This is a genomic window from Pseudolactococcus chungangensis CAU 28 = DSM 22330, assembly GCF_002441885.1.
Taxonomy (GTDB): Bacteria; Bacillota; Bacilli; order Lactobacillales; family Streptococcaceae; genus Pseudolactococcus; species Pseudolactococcus chungangensis.
In genome coordinates, this window is record NZ_JXJT01000028.1 from 1 (window position 1) to 17,341 (window position 17,341).

The window sequence follows — 17,341 nt, forward strand, 5'->3', positions numbered from 1 at the left end:
GGCTTGCCCTCCTTTTCTGTCAAGTTTTTACTTTTTGATTTTTAATCAATTATATTTTTATCATTAAATTATTATCTTAACTTATTTTATATTATCATTTTAACATATTTTACTTATTATACAAAAGCATATATAAACTATTTGAGATAAAAATAATATTAACATCTATACACGATTGACTTATAAATAAAAAGAATAGACACAAAAAAACACACCTTCGCATAGCGAAAGAGTGTTTTAAGGTTATATTTGTCAATTGCTACAAAAACTCAGACTTCTACCAATGTAGTCTGACGACTAAACTTCTCTCGGTCTTCGTCTGCTAAGGTTGTCGTGATGATTAGCGCCTCTTCAAGGTCAGACACCTTAGTGAAGGCGACGCGGTTGAACTTCGATTCGTCCGCTAGGACATAGCTTTTAATCGCATGGCGCATAACGATGCGTTTCATCAATGCTTCCTCTGGATCTGGTGTGGAATAGCCAAACTCAGCATTGATGCCGTTAGTGCCCATGAAGGCGCGGTTGAAGAAGAATTCGCTGACTTGCTGATTGGCGACAGCACCAATGACGGCATCAGTCGCTTGTCTTAACTCGCCACCGATGACGTAAACTGGGATGCCGTATTCATAGCAACGCTGGGCATGAATCGGGGAATTGGTGACAGCTTTGATTTTTTTACCCGCTAAAAATGGAATCATCTCGCCGACTGTGGTCGAGGCATCTAGGAAGATGAGCTCTCGATCTTTAACAAAGGCACTCGCTGTTTTGGCGATTTTTTGCTTCTCCTCGATATACTCGATTTGTCGTTTTTCAACGGTTAAGCCGTAGTTATAAAGGTCAACACCAATGGCACCGCCATGAACACGAACGATTTTACCATTTTCAGCGAGCACCGTTAAATCCCTGCGAATCGTTGATTCACTGGTATCAAAGGTCTTCATTAGCTCTTGTGTTTTGACCATTTCCGACTGGTCAAGTAAATCTAAAATTAACTTCCGCCGTTCACTTGTTTTCATGCACATACTTCCTTAAAGATGTTGAGGTGACTGCTTTGGGACGTATCAAAATAGGAAAGACAAGGTTCTGTCTTTATCTTTTTCCATAGGAGTTGCGCTTTATAAGCTAGACACGCAGGTTGTGCGGCCTTTTTTATCTTTTTTCCTAGACCCAGGGAGTCGAAACTCAATTGATTTTAAATTTCTACAATGACTGCCTCATAAGCTCGCAATGTCTCACTCAAATTCGTACGGTCACAATAGTTGGCAATGACAGTCGCTTTTACATCAGGTAGAGGCATTAACTCTTCTAATTTTATCATGTTTTCTGATAAATTGGCGAGTACAAGCCATGTTTTACTGCCATTTTGTCGTAAATAAGCGAAAATCGCCTCATCTTCTGGTAAAAGGAGCTTGTAGGTGCCTGTTTTTAAGATGTCCTCAGTCTTTCGCAAGCGAATCAACTCTTGATAGTACTTAAAGACTGATTTTTCAGCTTTCAAGTCTTTTGCGACATTGATGTCTGGATAATTGGGATTAACTTTAAACCAGGGTGTCCCATTGGTAAATCCTGCGTTTTCAGAATCATCCCATTGCATCGGTGTTCTGGCATTGTCACGTGAAATCTTATGAACGGCTGCTAAGAAATCAGCCTGTGTCATTGTTTGCTGCTCGACAACAAAGTGCTGATAATTGCCTTTCAGCTCAATATCCACATATTCACCTAGCTCAAACTCAGGATTGGTCATGCCGATTTCTTCGCCTTGATAGATAAAAGGCGTGCCTTGTAAGCCATGTAAAATCGTCGCAAAGGCCGTCGCACATTCGTAGCGATAAGTCGTATCATTACCCCAACGGCTAATCACGCGCGCCCGGTCATGATTCTCGAAGTACAAGGCATTCCAGCCCTTATCTCGTAATTCAAGCTGCCAATTGGATAAAATATCTTTAAGTTTAACCAAATCACGGTCTTGCAATGCCCAGCGGCCATTCACATCACCTGCTTTACGGTCGATGTGCATATGCTCAAAAGTGAAAATCATATCCAGTTCTTCACGCTCTGGACTGACCAGCTCCCAAGCATCCCAACTCTTGGCGGCAGGACTCTCACCCACCGTCATCATATCAAGTGGCGTTAGAATTTCTTGATTCATCTCATGGATGAATTCATGCATCCGTGGCCCATTTTGTTGATTCGTTGTCGTCAAGTCACGCGCATTATCGGGAAAATCCTGGTCCTTAGAAATTGACGTAATCACATCCATGCGCCAGCCATCAACACCTTTTTGTTTCCAAAAACGCATCATGTCGTAGATATAGGCACGCACATGTGGATTCTCCCAATTGAGGTCTGGCTGTTCCGCCGCATAATAATGAAGATAATATTGCTCGCGCTTTTCATCCCAAGTCCAGGCACTACCACCGAAACTTGAGCCCCAGTTATTAGGCTCAGAGCCATCGGGTTTTGCATCCTGCCAGATGTAAAAATCGCTAAAGAAATTATCTGTACCCTTGCGACTCTCTTGAAACCAGACACACTGATCTGACGTATGATTAGCGACAAAATCCATGATAATCTTGATATTTTTATCGTGCGCTGCCTCAATCAGTCGGTACATATCCTCATTACTGCCGAACATGGTATCAATCACACGATAATCCGTGATATCATAACCATTATCAACTTGTGGGGATAAATACACTGGACTCAGCCATAGCCCATCAACCCCTAGTTTTTCGAGGTAAGGTAGTTTTTCGATGATGCCCGTGATATCTCCATATCCAGAGCCAGTCGTATCGTTAAAGCTTTTGGGATAGACTTGGTAAATCACTGCATCTTGCCACCACTTATCACGCATATTTTTCACTTTCTCTCCCTTTAAGATGTTGAGGTGACTGTTTAGCTCCGTAGAAGTATTTTTTGCATCGAGTAATCGCAGATGCAAATTAGGGATTTTGCCGTAAGCGACTGAAAGTCGTGCGGACAAAATCATCTATTTTCTTAGTTGAAAGCATTGCTTTCAATCTACGGATAAGGGCAACAAAGTTGCCCTCAGCTAGGAGCCGAAACTCAATTTTTATTGATATCCGGCTCACTTCAGGCGATGCCTAGAAATGATGCTAGAATACCAAAGACAATGACACCGATAATCATTTTATTAATTGAAACATTTTTCTTCGCAATTAACCAGAAACAAATCAAGGTGAATGCTAACGGTAAAATCCCAATGAAGATTGAATCTAACATCTCTTGAGATTTCATGACCGCTTTGCCATTGATAAGCATATTCCATTTGACATCAAATTTAACCATACTAGCCGCCATAGCCCCAACCATGGTAATTCCGACAATAGATGCCGCCTTAGTCAGAACAGCCATCATGCCTGACTCGTAAAGGTCAGAGATGTAGGTTGACCCTAATGTATAGCCGATTTTACCTGCGTACCAACGCGTTAATTGGGTTGGGATATTAAAGACCAGTAGGAAGACGATTGGCGCAAAGGGATTCCCTTGATTGGCCAGAGAAACCGCAATTCCAGCTGCGATAACACGCAAGACACCCCAGAAAATCGAATCACCTAGTCCTGAGAGTGGTCCCATTAAACTGGTTTTGATCGCTGAGATAGACTCTGCATCGAAATCTGCTTGTTCTGCATTTTCCTTCTCCATTGACCCAGCGACACCGAGGACAAAGGGATAGGTTGCAACTGTCGTATTGAAGTAGGTGTTATGACGCACCATAGCGTCGCGCTTTTCTTCGTCCGTCTTATAGTATTTGTCGATAAACGGCAGCATAGCATAGGTCACACCCGAGCCACCAAGCTTGGTCGGCGTTACGGATGCAAACTCAGTAAACGAGCGCCAGTAGACTTGTTTTAGTAATTTTTTTTCATCTTGTGTTAAAGTTGATTTTGCCATTTTTTCTTCCTTTCTGCGATTTCACTTCGTGAAATCTTGAGACTTGACATCCGCTGACGCTACGGCCAAGCGGGGTCATTCGCGAATTGCATCCGCTCAAAGGTTTATACCTTTCTGTCAATGCTTAAGCGTAAAAATCATCGACTTCTTGTTGTTTAGGGTCAGTAGACTTTTGCCCTAGGCTTTTGACACCGTGTCCTATTTTATCTCTGAGTGTTTTAAGCGCCATGTCGTTTTGTGCGACAATCACTGCAATAATAATGGCAAGTGCTGAAACGGCAATGAGTGGTACTTTAAGATAGGCAATCACAATAAAGCCAAGGAAAAAGTAAGTCGCGATTTTGTTATCCCAGAGCATTTTAAGGAGCATAGCCATTCCGACTGCTGGTAAGAGATTACCGGCAACACTGAGACCGTGCATGATGACTTCCGGAATGAGTTTCAAAGCTGACTCAGTCGCTTTAGCACCAAATAGAATGGCGAAGAAAGGAATCAAACTGTAAATGCCCCAGTTAAGCCCCCAAATTCCGAAATGCAAGCGCGTATAGGCTTTGGCATTACCTGCCTTAGCATAATCGTCAAATTTCACTGAAAGTGGTGCGACAACTGCGATATATAAGAGTTGTTTAATCTGTAAACCGATGATGCCTAGTGGCAAGGCAAGCGTAATGGCATATTCCGTTCCACCGCCAAGTTTAATCGCAAAGGCTGCCGCAAGGGCTGAGGCAAGTCCTGGTTCAGCAGCTGCTGCACCACCGATATTAACCACCCCCATGAAAATCGTTTCAAGTGCGGCACCGACAAGTAAGCCAGTCTGCAAATCACCCAAGAGCAAGCCAACGAGTGGCGCAATGACAATGGGACGCCCTAACATGGTAAATCCTAACAATTCCTGACCGCCAACTGTCAAAAAGACAACGAGTGCGACGGCGATAGCTTCGTATAACATATTTTTCTCCTTTTATTAAGATGTTGAGGCGACTGCTTTGGGTCATAGAACGCTTTGTGGCTGCGATTACTCGCCACTAAAAGACCTGCTGCGACGAGTAACCGCAGGTTGTGCGGACTTTTTATCTTTTTTCCTAGACCCAAGGAGCCGAAACTCAGTTAATCTTGCGCGGTAAGCGAACTTACAAGACGAAATCCTTGGCCAATTCTTTTTTATCAGTTGGGACCATTTGAAAATCTGTTTCGGGACAGATTTCTGTTAAAGTTTTCAGGGCAACTTCTTCCGAAGGGGTTAATAAAACTGTCGGTGCTAGTTTTTTCTTATCACCTTCTACCATTTTGCCAACATTGCCGACATTGATACGGTCTAAGTAGGCAACTTTTGCGGCAATTGTGACGGCATCTTTGACCGTTCTAACCAGAACCAAAAGGTTTTTGGTGGCTGAACGGTGGTCGTTTAGAAGGGTGATGCTATCATCAAGCGAGCGCATGATGACTTTGATGCCATTTGGCGCTGCCATCCGTAAGGCATTTTCTTGCATCTGATTTTTAACGACTTCATCATTGGCAACGACAATGCCGTCAAGTTTCAGAGCTTTACTCCAGACCATAGCGACTTGACCGTGAATCAAGCGTTCATCAACTCGCATGGTCATGTGCTTGTTCGTTTCAGGACGTTCGGTCAAAGCTGGTGTGCTTGACGCTAATGTGACTGTTTCCGTCATTTCTTGCTCAGTCTCAGCAGTATCTGTCTTGAGCGTTCCCGCAACCAACTCAACTTGTTTGAGCTCTTGACGAGCACCTGTGATGAGTTTGGCGATTTTATCATTGTCGTAGTCCTCACCAGACAATGCCAGAGAGGCTGTTTCCATAATCAAAGGAAGATTCATACCTGCAATGACAAAGACATTTGTTTTCCCTATCGCTTTCATGGCGATTTTTTGACTGACGCTGCCGCCGTATAGGTCTGTGAAAATCACTGCCTGATCCGTCTGCTCATCAATGCTTGAAAAAAAGTTCTCGAGTGCCTCTTCTAAATTCGGCGCATCATCTGTATAAGCCGTAAGATAGGTAAAGTCTAGGGCATCTCCTAAAAATAGTTCTAATGTACTCTTGATACCCAAGGCTAAATTACCGTGAGCGGCGATTAAAAATTTTTTCAAAATTTTTCTCCATTTCTTTTAAGAAATCGTTTTCATCAATTGATAAGGTCATTTTAGCATACTTTTTGACCGATTGCAACACTTTTTAGACCGTTTCGTTCAATATTTTTTTATTTTAAGATTGAAATCGTCATTTTTTGAATCATTCTGTTTATTACAGATATAATAAAACAGTAGAAATGGCTAGACCAAAAATCGGATTCGATGACCAAATAGCGACTCTTCGTCATTTGGTCATCAAATCCGATTCTTTTAATCAACTGTCAAGACAAATTTTTCCAGAGCAACTGCAACGCCATGGGCATCATTTGTACTTGTTTGATAATCTGCTACAGCCACAATCTCCGGAACTGCATTCCCCATGGCAATCGCTAGGCCTGCGACCTCCAACATAGACCTGTCATTTTCAGCATCACCAATGGCCATTGTTTCTTCTAAAGGAATATTCAGGATTTGAGCAAGCTGCATCAATCCCTGCCCTTTACTGGCTTTCTTGTTAAGCATTTCAAAGAAATTTGGTGCGCTAGACACCGTCGTATAATCGTTTTTAAACTCAGGTGGGATTCGGCTGATGGCGTGGTGCAAGTCGTCAGCTTCCCCAACCAATATCATTTTGATGACGGCATCTTCAGATTGCATCTCCTCTCTCGTCCTAAAACTCATAGGAACTTTAGCAATGAACGACTCCTCCACAGTGTAGGGTGAAACATCATAGTTTGAGGTAAATAAGCGATCTTCGGTTACCGCATGAGAAGCACAGCCTAAGGTCGTTGCAAGGTCATCAATTTTCAGGTAGTCCTGATAGGTTAAGGTCATCCGTTTGAGTTCAGTGCCTGTATCTGCTGCTAAAATCATGCCACCATTGTACGTGATGACGTAGTCGCCAACATCTGTCAAAGAAAGCTCTCTTAGCAAGTCAATCACCCCTGGATATGGTCGACCAGTCGTCATGACAATTTTCACGCCCTGTGCTTTGGCTTGACTAATGGCTAACTTGACCTCTGGCGTGACCAGACGTTGACTGTTTAACAAAGTGCCATCCACATCTATGGTTACTAGTTTAATTCCCATTGTATTCCTCTTATAATTTTGGACTAGCGTTCACACTGCCCCGTATAATCCTACCTTGGTTATTGTATTTCGTCACGCTTCACTTTGCAGCGCTTCACAAGCAATAACAGTAAAAAGCCACAGAATGATAGAGCTACTATGACAACTACCCGATTTACTGTTTTTGTCTCTCCTGTACGAGGAAGTGCCCCAGTCGCCTGAAGTTTGACCTCCTCCGTCCGAGGTAACGTACCAATTACTGTTGGCTGAGTTGTCCAATTATTTGATGGGATATCATCCGATGTAGCTATTTTATCTTTGTCAGCGACTGAGCCATCTTTTTTGTACTCAGCAGTCACGGTCACGTTGCGTGTGACATTTTGCCAGACTGTGTCTGCCTTATCCCAACCTGTAAAGGTTGAGCCTTTTTTTATTGGTTTGTCTGGTGTTGCTGCGTTAGCACCATGTTCAACGGTTTGCGTGCTAATGACTCGACCATCATCATCTTTAAAAATCACAGTATAGGTGTCGATTTGATAATAAAGTTTTAACACACTCGTGCCATCCCCCTTGATATTGCCTGTCAAGACGGTCTCAGGATGCGTTATATCTAACGTATGGCTAGCGTAGACTTTCGGTTTAGCTGTCGCTAGCGTGTTGGCCTCACCTTTCAGAATTTCAGTTTCTTTAAGGACAGTACCACTTGAGCTGATGTGATAATGTTCAACAGTATAGGTAACTATTTTCGGTGTCACATTGACACGAACACTTATCTCTTGATATTTGCCAGCGCTATTGGTCACACCCGCAAGGAGCGTGTAATACCCCACAACTGATGTATCAACTGTATTTTCAAGAATCGTAAATGTCGGAGTATTCGTTGTGCCATCACCCAAAGCATTATTGAACGTCAAGGCGGTCAATGGATCAAACAGATCCCCCTGACTAACCTCAATCGTATGATTTGGGTTAGTAATCTCACCAAAAATACTGCGATAAGATGTGATTTTAACATTTTTAACCGTCGCTTTTTTATCGTTCCCACCTTCTACATAGAAGCCGATATTATCCGTTTTGACATGGGAACCACCAATTTTTTCAGGACGGAAATAGAAAACTTGCGTGATCGTTTTTTCACCATCATTAACAAAAATTTCAATTGATGATTCATCAACCAATGCAGTGAGTTTAATATGACCAGCATCAGGAACAAAAGCATTGGTATGGTCACGACCTGGTGCCTGAATGTCTTGATCATCGGTTGATAACATATTGAGATAAGCGAGTTGCGAGCCCAAATCGTAGCCAACGAGTAATTTTCGTTCAAAATTGTCTGTCCCACGCACATAGAGCCCTAATGCCGACGGTTTACTTGTTGCTTCCCAAGAGAATTCGGCTTCTATTTTATAAGCTGTCCCTTTAAAATTCGTCACTTTCGCTGCATTAGCATTGTTCATATCGCCAGTTAGGATAAGTCCTGTGTCTAGCGCTCCTGTTCCTTTATCCGTGGTTGGCACGATAGCATCTTGACCATTCGCTAAATCCAGTTCAGTAACAGGTGCTTGAACAAGTTTATAGCCACCATCATATGCGGCATCGGCAACAAGCGTTAATTCCCGTGGCACGGTCATATTGCTATACCAAGGTGTTGTTTGTTGCAACCCCGTCCATTTCCAATTACTCTGCCAAGCTAGCATAATCCGACGGTTGCCGGTATTCCCAAAAGTCACACCTGCATAAAAATCTTCACCATAGTCTAGCCAGTTGGGATTGGCAAGTGTGTTTGCTGTTGCGGGTGTCCAGACGCCCTGAGCATCAATATCACCAACCATATACTGCATCCCAGAGCCAGAAGCATAAGCATTGTCCTGCACACTCATCGTAAGTACCCATTTGATATCATCACTGTCTTTTACTTTCATAGGTATCAATTCAGGACATTCCCAGACACCTACACCAACATCATGCTGACGTTGGATGGCTGAAGCATATGTCCAATCTATCAAATTGTCAGATTTAAAGATCAGGGCTTGTTGACCTGCAACAACAATCATCAACCACTGTTTGTGTTCTTCATCATAGACGACCTTAGGATCTCGGAAATCCTTAGCATCAACTCCTGGCAAACCTGAAATAGCCGTCACTGGAATAATCGCTTTAGGACTTTGCTGATTGGCAGTTCCTGCTAAATTCTCCGCAGCATTTTTGGCACCATCAAACTGTTTGAATGTCTGCCCACCATCAGTACTGTAGGCCAGATGCTGCTCTTGAACCTCACTCATGCCAATCCAAGATCCCATGCCGCCATCTCCACCATCGTTCCAACGGGTTGCGATTTGGAAACAACTCGTATAGTAGGCAAGGATTGTATTTTCACCTAAACCGCTGATATTTTCTTTATCTAAAACGGTCGAGCCACTAAAGATGTATTTTTTAGCATTCTTCTCAACCCAATCCGTACAAGGTTGCCCCCAATAACGAACTTTACCATCCTTGCCATTATCAGTAAATTGACCTTTCGTATTTTCAAATGTAAAATCCATCCGTTCTTGATTTTCCAACATTGGAATCGCCACTGGCTGCTCCTGCCAATTCGTCAAATCTTTACTCGTGGCATGTCCCCATGACATATCGCCCCAACCATTTCCGTTAGGATTGTATTGATAGTACATATGATAAGTAGCTGTCGAATCATCATAGAGTAGGCCATTTGGATCATTCAGCCAATTCTTCGCAGCAGAATAATGATACTGATTGCGATACAGTTCATTGTACTGCCAGCTATTTTGATTGGCTGAACTGACAGCTGAAACTGTTTGAATTGTGGCTAAAGAAAAAACGACACTAGCAACGATTCCTGCCACGATGAACTTCAAATATGCTTTTAATTTTTGTTTTTTCATCTTCTCTCCATCAAGATGTTAAGGCGACTTGGCACAAACTAGCTCGAAAGCTAGTGATGATTTTTAAAGCGATTTAGTATAAAAAATAGAGTTGGGCTTTTGGCCGTCAGCAACTCTATTTTTTAGTCATGTGCGACAACCTTATCCTAAAACGCCACCAGCATAGCCTAAAATACCAATGATAAAGATAACAATGATAATGAGGAGCGGATTCACACCTTTCTTCAACAACCAGGCTACAAACAAGGTCAACCCAAGCGCTAACATCCCTGGCATAATGCTATCCAAAACATTTTGCACGGTTTGAACTTGGACTTTGCCAGCTGCGTTTTTCATTTTAGTCGCTTGTAAAACGATGTTAATGCTGGTCCATTTACTAATCAAAGCACCCATGACAAACAAACCAACGATTGATGCCCCTTCTGTCAATTTCTTGATACGACCACCAGCCATGTCTTTAATGATTTCCATGCCTTTTTCATAGCCATAAAAGAGACCAAAATATTTAACTGACAAGCGAATGGCATTGATCAAGATGAAGAAGAGCAAAGGTCCTACAATTGATCCAGTCAAGGCAAGTGAGCCACCTAGCGCTGCTAAGACTGGTCGAGCTGTCCCCCAGAAAATTGGATCACCAACACCTGCCAAAGGTCCCATTAAACCAATCTTCATGGCTTGAATGGCAGAGCCATCAATATCTTTTCCGTTCGCTTTTTCTTCTTCCATGGCAGCGGTCACACCGAAAATTGGCGCTGTCAACCAAGGCTGTGTGTTAAACCATTCCAAGTGACGCGTCAAAGCTTGATTGCGTTCCTCACCCTCTGGATAGATTTTTTTCAAGGCTGGAATAATAACATAACAGAAACCTAGGGATTGGACACGCTCAAAGTTAAAAGACCCTAATAGGAAGTTTGAACGTAAAAACATACTTGTTAATTCTTTTTTAGTTAATCTTTTCTCAGTCATTTTTTTGCCTCCTAAGCATCTAAATCATCATCATCATCATCAAATACGACGCCGGCGGGCGCTGCGACTTGTGGTTGACCATTGTATTTTAATTGTAAGTAAACCATGGCTGCAATCAAACCTAAAGCACCAAACCCAACCAAGTTAAAGTTGGTAAAGGCTGCAAATAGGAAGCCGGCATACATAAACGGTTTCAAATAAGGGACATCCATCATATTGATTACCATGGCATACCCAACGACAACGATGATGCCTCCACCAATTTGAAGACCACGGGTGATAACTTCTGGAATAGAACTTAGGAAATCTTGAACAGCCGTTGCAGAAATCAGGCTGATGATTAAGGTTGGAATCATCACGCGGAGCGCTTGTAAGCTCATAGCAAGTAAATGCGCATGTTCAATGCCTTTATAATTACCTTTTTTAGCCATATCGTCCGCTTTATGAATAAAGAATACCGTAATCGTTCTAACGAAAATAGTCAATGCTTGACCAGCTGCTGCAAGGGGAACTGCAATCGCAATCCCTTCACCAATCCCTTGGTGTGAATTGATTACAAGAATCGTCGAAATAACAGATGCAATCGCCGTATCGGGTGCCATGGCAAGACCAACATTCATCCAGCCCAAAGCCATCATTTCCAAAGTACCACCGAGAATAATACCGGTTTGAATATCGCCTAAAACAAACCCAACCAAGGTACAAGCGACTAATGGTCGATGCGTTTGTGCTTCGTCAACTACTGATCCAATACCAGTAATCCCTGCAACAATTAATAGTAAAACAATTTGAATCACACTCATTTTTTTCCTCCTTGTTTTGAACTGTAGATTGACCGCTTGTCAACCTCGTTCAGTGATTAAGTTTATGACTTTAAGGCACTTTCTAAAATGTCATTAAAATCTTGGGATGTGTCGCCTGGTAACTGGCGTAACTCATTTTTAACACCTAGTTCTTTTAATTTTCTAAAAGCCGCAATGTCATCATCATTGACAGAAACTGATTTCGTAATTTGTTTACGCGCAACGTCAAAGCGCATCCCACCAACGTTAACCTCCTTCAAATCAACGCCACCTTCGACTAATCGAACAATGTCTTCTGGATTTTCAAATAAGAGCATAGCTGTTGTCGTTGCATATCTCGGAGATTGATAAGCCCGAATCATCTTATCAACCGAGACTGCACTAGCTGCAACATTGGCAGGCGCAACTGAAAGCACCAAAGTCTTGCGCATCTCATCTGCTGCCACACTGTCACTGACGATAATAATGCGATCAATTGGCCGAAGTTTGACCCATTTGGTCAAAACTTGTCCGTGAATAAATCTGTCATCAATTCTTGCTAGTTCAATTTTCATAATAAATCATCCTCCTCGTCACTTATGTTTTCTGATTGGCTAACCGATGCCATCACTTCAGAAAAGATTTTAAACCCCTCTTGGTTAATTGTCTTCAATTGCTGTCTCAGTGCCTCTAAATCACTCGTTTCTTTAGTTGCTGCAATTTCTAGTAACATGGGCAGATTCACGCCTGTCACAACATCTGCTGCTGGGTGGTCAAATACTAACTGCACAGCTGAATTATAGGGCGTGCCACCAAAAACATCCACTAAAAATAAAATGTTATCATCTGGAAAGCGTGCCATCACTGCCTGATATTTTTCTTGAAGTTGTGGAATCCCTTCTCCTTTTAGAAATGGCACAGCGATAATTTTATCATCGTGACCAAAAATCATTTTAAAACCATCCAGTAGACCAGTTGATAATTGACCATGGCCACTCACAATAATTGCTGTCATACTTTTTCTCCTTTTCCTATTTTTTCTTTACACTTATATTAAAGCAAGAAGCGTGCCAAACAGTGTTTTAATCATGACTTTTTCGAACCCCTTATATTTTCTGATGTTTTAAGGCTATCAAAAAAGCGTCTCTTATCTTGAGACACTTTTTTGATACACTTTTAAAACACTGATGAGAAATACAAAACACTTTCGACCACCTAGGAAACACTTATTGCCTCTACTAAAATCTCACTGATAAACATCTTTTCTCCTTCTGATAATGATAAGTTCAAGCCATTTTCAATCGTTGATAAAGTTGAAGCAACAAGGGGTAAGCACTCAAGTGAAGCGGCACTTGGCGTATCTTCATATCGCAAAGGATTTTCCTTAATCACTCGCTCAAAGGCAAATGCTGAATGGATAATTAACTTGATTAAAGTTGTATTTTGGAAATTCATTTGACAGGCTTGTTGAACAGCATCCGTCCAATTCAACAAAAAGTCTAAAATCAATTTCGGATTTAAATAGACCAGATGTGCTTCAAGCATATCTTCACACAAATCTCGGATAACAAAATTCTGACTTTGATTTTCAACTTCCGTTACCTCGCCTTCTGATAAAATTTGGTGGAGCATATTGCCACCACTGCCTTCAATCAATCGCTCTAAGGAAATGAAAGGCGCTTCAAGATTGGGGTTTTTAGTGCCAACACTTGCCAACACTTGATAATTTTCTAAAATTTTTGGAATCTCTTCCTTGATCTTTAAAGCTGATATCGTCAATACTCGCACGTCTTCATCCGTCGCACGATCAATGATATCATTCAGCAAAACCTCAATTTTCTTAGCTGTTCCCGATCCCGTCGTACAGATAGAGAGGATTGCTTTTGGTTTCCCTTTAGATGTTTTTTGAGCGCGAACACTCGCTAAAAAATCCCGCTTAACAGAATCATAAACATTCACTAATGTTCGATCCGTATAATTTGTTTTTCTCACGGCATCTAGCACCATGACCGTCGTCACATTCGAGATGATTTTCACCTCCACACCGCTTGCCTTGATTAATTTAGGCTCAATCATTGACAGCGAGCCCATATCTACCAAGAGCAAGACACCTTTACCAAGATCCAGTTTTTTGACTTTCTCAACGACTTCCTCAAACATTTGCTGAGGCGACATTGACAAAGGCATATCTAAAGAATCTATCTGAGCAACCCCCAATAAATCAGTGACAACATTGACCATAGAGGTTGCTGTACTATTGCCATGAGCAGCGACAAGAATCCCAATTTTTTGATCCAAACTCTCTGTATCCATATTAACCAAGAGCATAGCCAAGTAAGCGACTTCAACATCTGGTAACTCATGATGAAAGACTTTAGAAATCTCAACTCTAAAGCGTTCTGCCACTTGATACTCAAGTGGATGCTCCTTTTTCAGATTCTCAATTTCTTGCGCAACGAGTAAGTTAACCTTTTCACCTCGGGAGAAATAAGCATCGATGTGCATGGCAAAGAAATATGTGAAGCGGCGATCAAATTTCACACGCATTTCCGCCTCAGCAATCTCTTTTAACTGATTGACAAAGTCAACAATCGCTTTATCGACAAAGTTTAAAAGGTTTGAAGTACTATCATAGTTTTTGACATATTTTTTCAAGTAGAGTTGCAACTCTCTCATCATCGTTTTCTTGATGAGACTATGAGATAGACCTTCATTCTCGAGGACGACTAGCTTTTTGTCCAAGGCATCATAAATATTGTAGTCTGTTGAGGCTTCTGGAGTAACGGCTACTGCCTCGGGATGAATCACTGTGACCACATCGACATATTTTGAGATGACCATGGCACGCGCCAAATTGTCCCGACTGCTAACCCAATCTTCTCGAATATCATCCGGTAAATTACAAATATCAATGTCCACTTCATCAAAGCGATGGATGCTTTTCAAAAAGGCTTGGGCACAGACTAACTGGACTAAAGATTTCAGTTGGCCAACATTACCCGAAGTTGTCGCGTGAACCAATGCATTGATGACATCAATTGAGATACGCATCGTTTTCTTAATCCGTTTGGCTTCTTGTGCAAAGAGGAATTGGGTTAAGGCGACACGTTCTTCTATCGGGCGCTCACTTAATGATGGAATTTGAATCGTCATCGGAATTCGTCTGACAAACGTTTTTAAGAGTGCTGAGTCTGGATTTTCAGTCGTGGCACAGATGATCAGCACTTTGCTATGTCGTTTGACACCATTTTCCCCCAAGCGGTTAAAAGTCCCATTATCAATGAAATAGAAGAGCATCTCTTGACCCTCAGGCGGCAATCGATGTACTTCGTCGAGGAGCAGAACGCCGCCATCAGCTTTTTCGACGAGCCCCTCGTGGTCGTGATCTGCACCAGTAAAGGCACCTTTGGCGTAGCCGAAAAGCTGGCTCATCAGTAACTGTGGGTTATTATAATAATCAGCACAGTTAAAGCTTTTGAAAGGGGCATCTTCTTTCAAGAGACCTTCATAGCGTGAATATTCATAGGTTTTTTCGGCAAAGAAGGTCTTCCCAGTTCCAGTTTGCCCGAGCAAGAGCATATGCAAACCTGATGGTGGGTAATAAACCGCGGCTTTGGCTTGGGAAATCACCTGCTTCAAACTGGACTGATGACCAATAATCTGGTCAAATGGATTTTTTGAATTGGATAAATAGGAGTCTGCTATCGGTTCGTCTGCTTGACGCACAGCATCTAAGTCTGCAATTGTCTCAAGTTCTGTGATGCCAGACAACTCTCGGTCTAATAATACCTCTACCGTTTCTTTAGGTAAAAAACGAACCGGATAGGTCGTGAGTTTGATCGCGCGACCATCACGAACTAATTTATTCAACTCCAAGCTCGCATTGGCGCGACTAATTCCTAGGGTATTCGCTACTTCAAGCGCTGTTGTCCCTTGGATGACATGCAACTCTTTTATACTCTTATTCGTCCATAACTCACATAAGGTCTGATAAACTTTATCAATTCTAAGCATCTGATTCCCTTTCATGTTGTCTCAATATAGGTCTATTATACATAAATTCCTTAATTTTATGAAACATTGCCAATTTTTTGTGTATAATAAACCTAAAGATATTTTTAGAAAGAGAATCTCCATGTCATCTAAACCATCTATTAATTTGAAGCAGAGCCAGTCGCAGCAACAAAAGCTCGCCATGACACAAACGATGCAACAGGCGATTCAAATCCTACACTATTCTACAAGCGATTTGGTTGATTTTTTACAGGAACAGTCTCTGGAAAATCCCTTAATCTCCGTGACAATCGGCTCAGATTCGAGCGATGCACCACCGAGTAACCATTCCTTAGTACAGTCCTCCGAAGATCGTCACCAGGCATTTTTGGAACAGTTACCTGCGGAAAAAATATCCTTATATGAACATATCTTGACACAAATTCACCTAAACTATCGAGATACTTTTTTGCGGACACTATTAATTTTTTTAGTTGACTATCTTGATTCAAACGGTTATCTGACGCTCCCTCTTGATGCTGCTGCGCAAACAGGTGCAAGCGAAATTGAACTACTTGATGCACTGACATTATTGCAACAGCTAGAACCTGCGGGTATCGGCGCTCGAAACTTACAGGAATGTTTGATGCTCCAAACTGAACGTGACCATGCTGCACCTGATATTGCTTATTTGCTATTGGAAGAAAGTTTTGATGATTTAGTCAATCGACAATGGGACGGCATCAGTCAAAAATATGCGGTTAGCTTTCAAGAGATACAAGCCGTCTACGATTACATCCCGACTTTAACCGCTCGACCAGGCGCAGCTTACGCTCAAATACTTGCACAATCTATCAAACCAGATTTAGAAGTCACAGTTAACGAGCAACAGCTTGACATCCGGTCAACCAAAGCAGGTCAGCCACAGATTACATTCCAAGACAAGTATTACAATCGCTATAAAGCTATAGAGGATGCTGATTTACAGGCCTATCTCAAAGATCGAAAAGCTGAGTTTGAATGGTTAAAAACAACTGTTGAAAATCGGTTCGACACCATTCTCCGTGTTGGAAGAGAAATACTTACAGCTCAAGCTGATTTTTTCTTAGATAACAACCACCCCCTGAAACCGCTAACCTTAAAAGAAATTGCCCTAAATTTAGACTTGCATGAATCGACCATTAGTCGCGCCGTCAATCAAAAATATATGCGAACGCCTTTCGGTACTTATGAGTTAAAACACTTTTTCCCACAGGGTATTCTTCAGAAAAACGGCGAGTCAAAAGGAGAAGTGATTGCCAACACGGCAATTAAAGCAGAACTTCAGCGCGTTATCGCAAACGAAAATAAACAAGCGCCTTTATCAGATCAAAAAATTGTTGAGCAACTGAAACAAGCTGGCTTTGACATCTCACGCCGAACCGTCGTCAAATATCGAGATACCTTAGGCATTCCAACCTCTCGTCATCGAAAACGGTATTAAAAAGAAACGACCATTCGAACGGTCTTTTCTAGTCATTTTGTATTGTTTCTCGAAAAATATACAAGATTCGAACAAAAATAAGCTATGACTGATTTCGTTTAGTGTCGAAAATCGGCTCTATAATAAATCGTGTGGGAA

General features: G+C 41.9%; 13 protein-coding genes. 1 reads left to right on the forward strand and 12 read right to left on the reverse strand.

Annotated features, from left to right (window positions below; all coding sequences use genetic code 11):
* Positions 1-269: 269 nt before the first annotated feature.
* From RR45_RS09595 to RR45_RS09650, 12 genes are all read right to left on the reverse strand, one after another.
* Positions 270-1,016 (reverse strand): DeoR/GlpR family DNA-binding transcription regulator, encoded by a 747-nt coding sequence (locus RR45_RS09595; protein WP_072353665.1) that lies wholly within the window; start codon positions 1,014-1,016, stop codon positions 270-272.
* Positions 1,017-1,192: 176 nt separating this feature from the next.
* Positions 1,193-2,854, reverse strand: a complete 1,662-nt coding sequence (locus tag RR45_RS09600) for a glycoside hydrolase family 13 protein (RefSeq protein WP_031366934.1) — start codon at positions 2,852-2,854, stop codon at positions 1,193-1,195.
* 239 nt (positions 2,855-3,093) lie between these two features.
* Positions 3,094-3,915, reverse strand: a complete 822-nt coding sequence (locus RR45_RS09605) for a PTS system mannose/fructose/sorbose family transporter subunit IID (RefSeq protein ID WP_031366933.1) — start codon at positions 3,913-3,915, stop codon at positions 3,094-3,096.
* Positions 3,916-4,039: 124 nt separating this feature from the next.
* On the reverse strand, positions 4,040-4,864 hold the full coding sequence (locus tag RR45_RS09610) for a PTS mannose/fructose/sorbose/N-acetylgalactosamine transporter subunit IIC (protein ID WP_031366932.1): 825 nt from the start codon (positions 4,862-4,864) through the stop codon (positions 4,040-4,042).
* A 181-nt stretch (positions 4,865-5,045) separates the two neighbouring features.
* Positions 5,046-6,026, reverse strand: coding sequence for a PTS sugar transporter subunit IIAB (locus RR45_RS09615; protein ID WP_072353664.1), 981 nt, complete (start codon positions 6,024-6,026; stop codon positions 5,046-5,048).
* A gap of 252 nt (positions 6,027-6,278) precedes the next feature.
* A complete protein-coding gene (yidA, locus tag RR45_RS09620) occupies positions 6,279-7,097 on the reverse strand; it encodes a sugar-phosphatase (RefSeq protein WP_031366930.1) in 819 nt (272 codons plus the stop codon).
* A gap of 59 nt (positions 7,098-7,156) precedes the next feature.
* Positions 7,157-9,979 carry a glycoside hydrolase family 32 protein gene (locus RR45_RS09625; protein WP_072353663.1) on the reverse strand — a complete coding sequence of 941 codons (2,823 nt, stop codon included), beginning with the start codon at positions 9,977-9,979 and terminating at the stop codon, positions 7,157-7,159.
* A 141-nt stretch (positions 9,980-10,120) separates the two neighbouring features.
* Positions 10,121-10,945 (reverse strand): mannose/fructose/sorbose PTS transporter subunit IID, encoded by an 825-nt coding sequence (locus tag RR45_RS09630; RefSeq protein ID WP_031366928.1) that lies wholly within the window; start codon positions 10,943-10,945, stop codon positions 10,121-10,123.
* A gap of 11 nt (positions 10,946-10,956) precedes the next feature.
* Entirely contained in the window at positions 10,957-11,748 is a 792-nt protein-coding gene (locus RR45_RS09635; protein ID WP_031366927.1) for a PTS mannose/fructose/sorbose transporter subunit IIC, read from the reverse strand.
* 62 nt (positions 11,749-11,810) lie between these two features.
* Positions 11,811-12,302, reverse strand: coding sequence for a PTS sugar transporter subunit IIB (locus RR45_RS09640; RefSeq protein WP_031366926.1), 492 nt, complete (start codon positions 12,300-12,302; stop codon positions 11,811-11,813).
* Entirely contained in the window at positions 12,299-12,742 is a 444-nt protein-coding gene (locus tag RR45_RS09645; RefSeq protein WP_031366925.1) for a mannose/fructose/sorbose PTS transporter subunit IIA, read from the reverse strand. The genes RR45_RS09640 and RR45_RS09645 overlap by 4 nt, the downstream gene beginning before the upstream one ends.
* A gap of 200 nt (positions 12,743-12,942) precedes the next feature.
* Positions 12,943-15,756, reverse strand: a complete 2,814-nt coding sequence (locus RR45_RS09650) for a sigma-54-dependent transcriptional regulator (protein ID WP_244148313.1) — start codon at positions 15,754-15,756, stop codon at positions 12,943-12,945.
* Positions 15,757-15,862: 106 nt separating this feature from the next.
* Here RR45_RS09650 and rpoN point away from each other — a divergent pair, with 106 nt between their 5' ends.
* On the forward strand, positions 15,863-17,203 hold the full coding sequence (gene rpoN / locus RR45_RS09655; RefSeq protein ID WP_031366923.1) for an RNA polymerase factor sigma-54: 1,341 nt from the start codon (positions 15,863-15,865) through the stop codon (positions 17,201-17,203).
* Positions 17,204-17,341 lie beyond the last annotated feature (138 nt).

Coding starts and splice junctions, on each gene's coding strand:
- RR45_RS09595 (WP_072353665.1), bottom strand. CDS start 1,016: ATGAAAACAAGTGAACGGCGGAAGTTAATTTTAGATTTACTTGACCAG.
- rpoN (WP_031366923.1), top strand. CDS start 15,863: ATGTCATCTAAACCATCTATTAATTTGAAGCAGAGCCAGTCGCAGCAA.
- yidA (WP_031366930.1), bottom strand. CDS start 7,097: ATGGGAATTAAACTAGTAACCATAGATGTGGATGGCACTTTGTTAAAC.
- RR45_RS09605 (WP_031366933.1), bottom strand. CDS start 3,915: ATGGCAAAATCAACTTTAACACAAGATGAAAAAAAATTACTAAAACAA.
- RR45_RS09645 (WP_031366925.1), bottom strand. CDS start 12,742: ATGACAGCAATTATTGTGAGTGGCCATGGTCAATTATCAACTGGTCTA.
- RR45_RS09610 (WP_031366932.1), bottom strand. CDS start 4,864: ATGTTATACGAAGCTATCGCCGTCGCACTCGTTGTCTTTTTGACAGTT.
- RR45_RS09630 (WP_031366928.1), bottom strand. CDS start 10,945: ATGACTGAGAAAAGATTAACTAAAAAAGAATTAACAAGTATGTTTTTA.
- RR45_RS09625 (WP_072353663.1), bottom strand. CDS start 9,979: ATGAAAAAACAAAAATTAAAAGCATATTTGAAGTTCATCGTGGCAGGA.
- RR45_RS09600 (WP_031366934.1), bottom strand. CDS start 2,854: ATGCGTGATAAGTGGTGGCAAGATGCAGTGATTTACCAAGTCTATCCC.
- RR45_RS09650 (WP_244148313.1), bottom strand. CDS start 15,756: ATGAAAGGGAATCAGATGCTTAGAATTGATAAAGTTTATCAGACCTTA.
- RR45_RS09635 (WP_031366927.1), bottom strand. CDS start 11,748: ATGAGTGTGATTCAAATTGTTTTACTATTAATTGTTGCAGGGATTACT.
- RR45_RS09640 (WP_031366926.1), bottom strand. CDS start 12,302: ATGAAAATTGAACTAGCAAGAATTGATGACAGATTTATTCACGGACAA.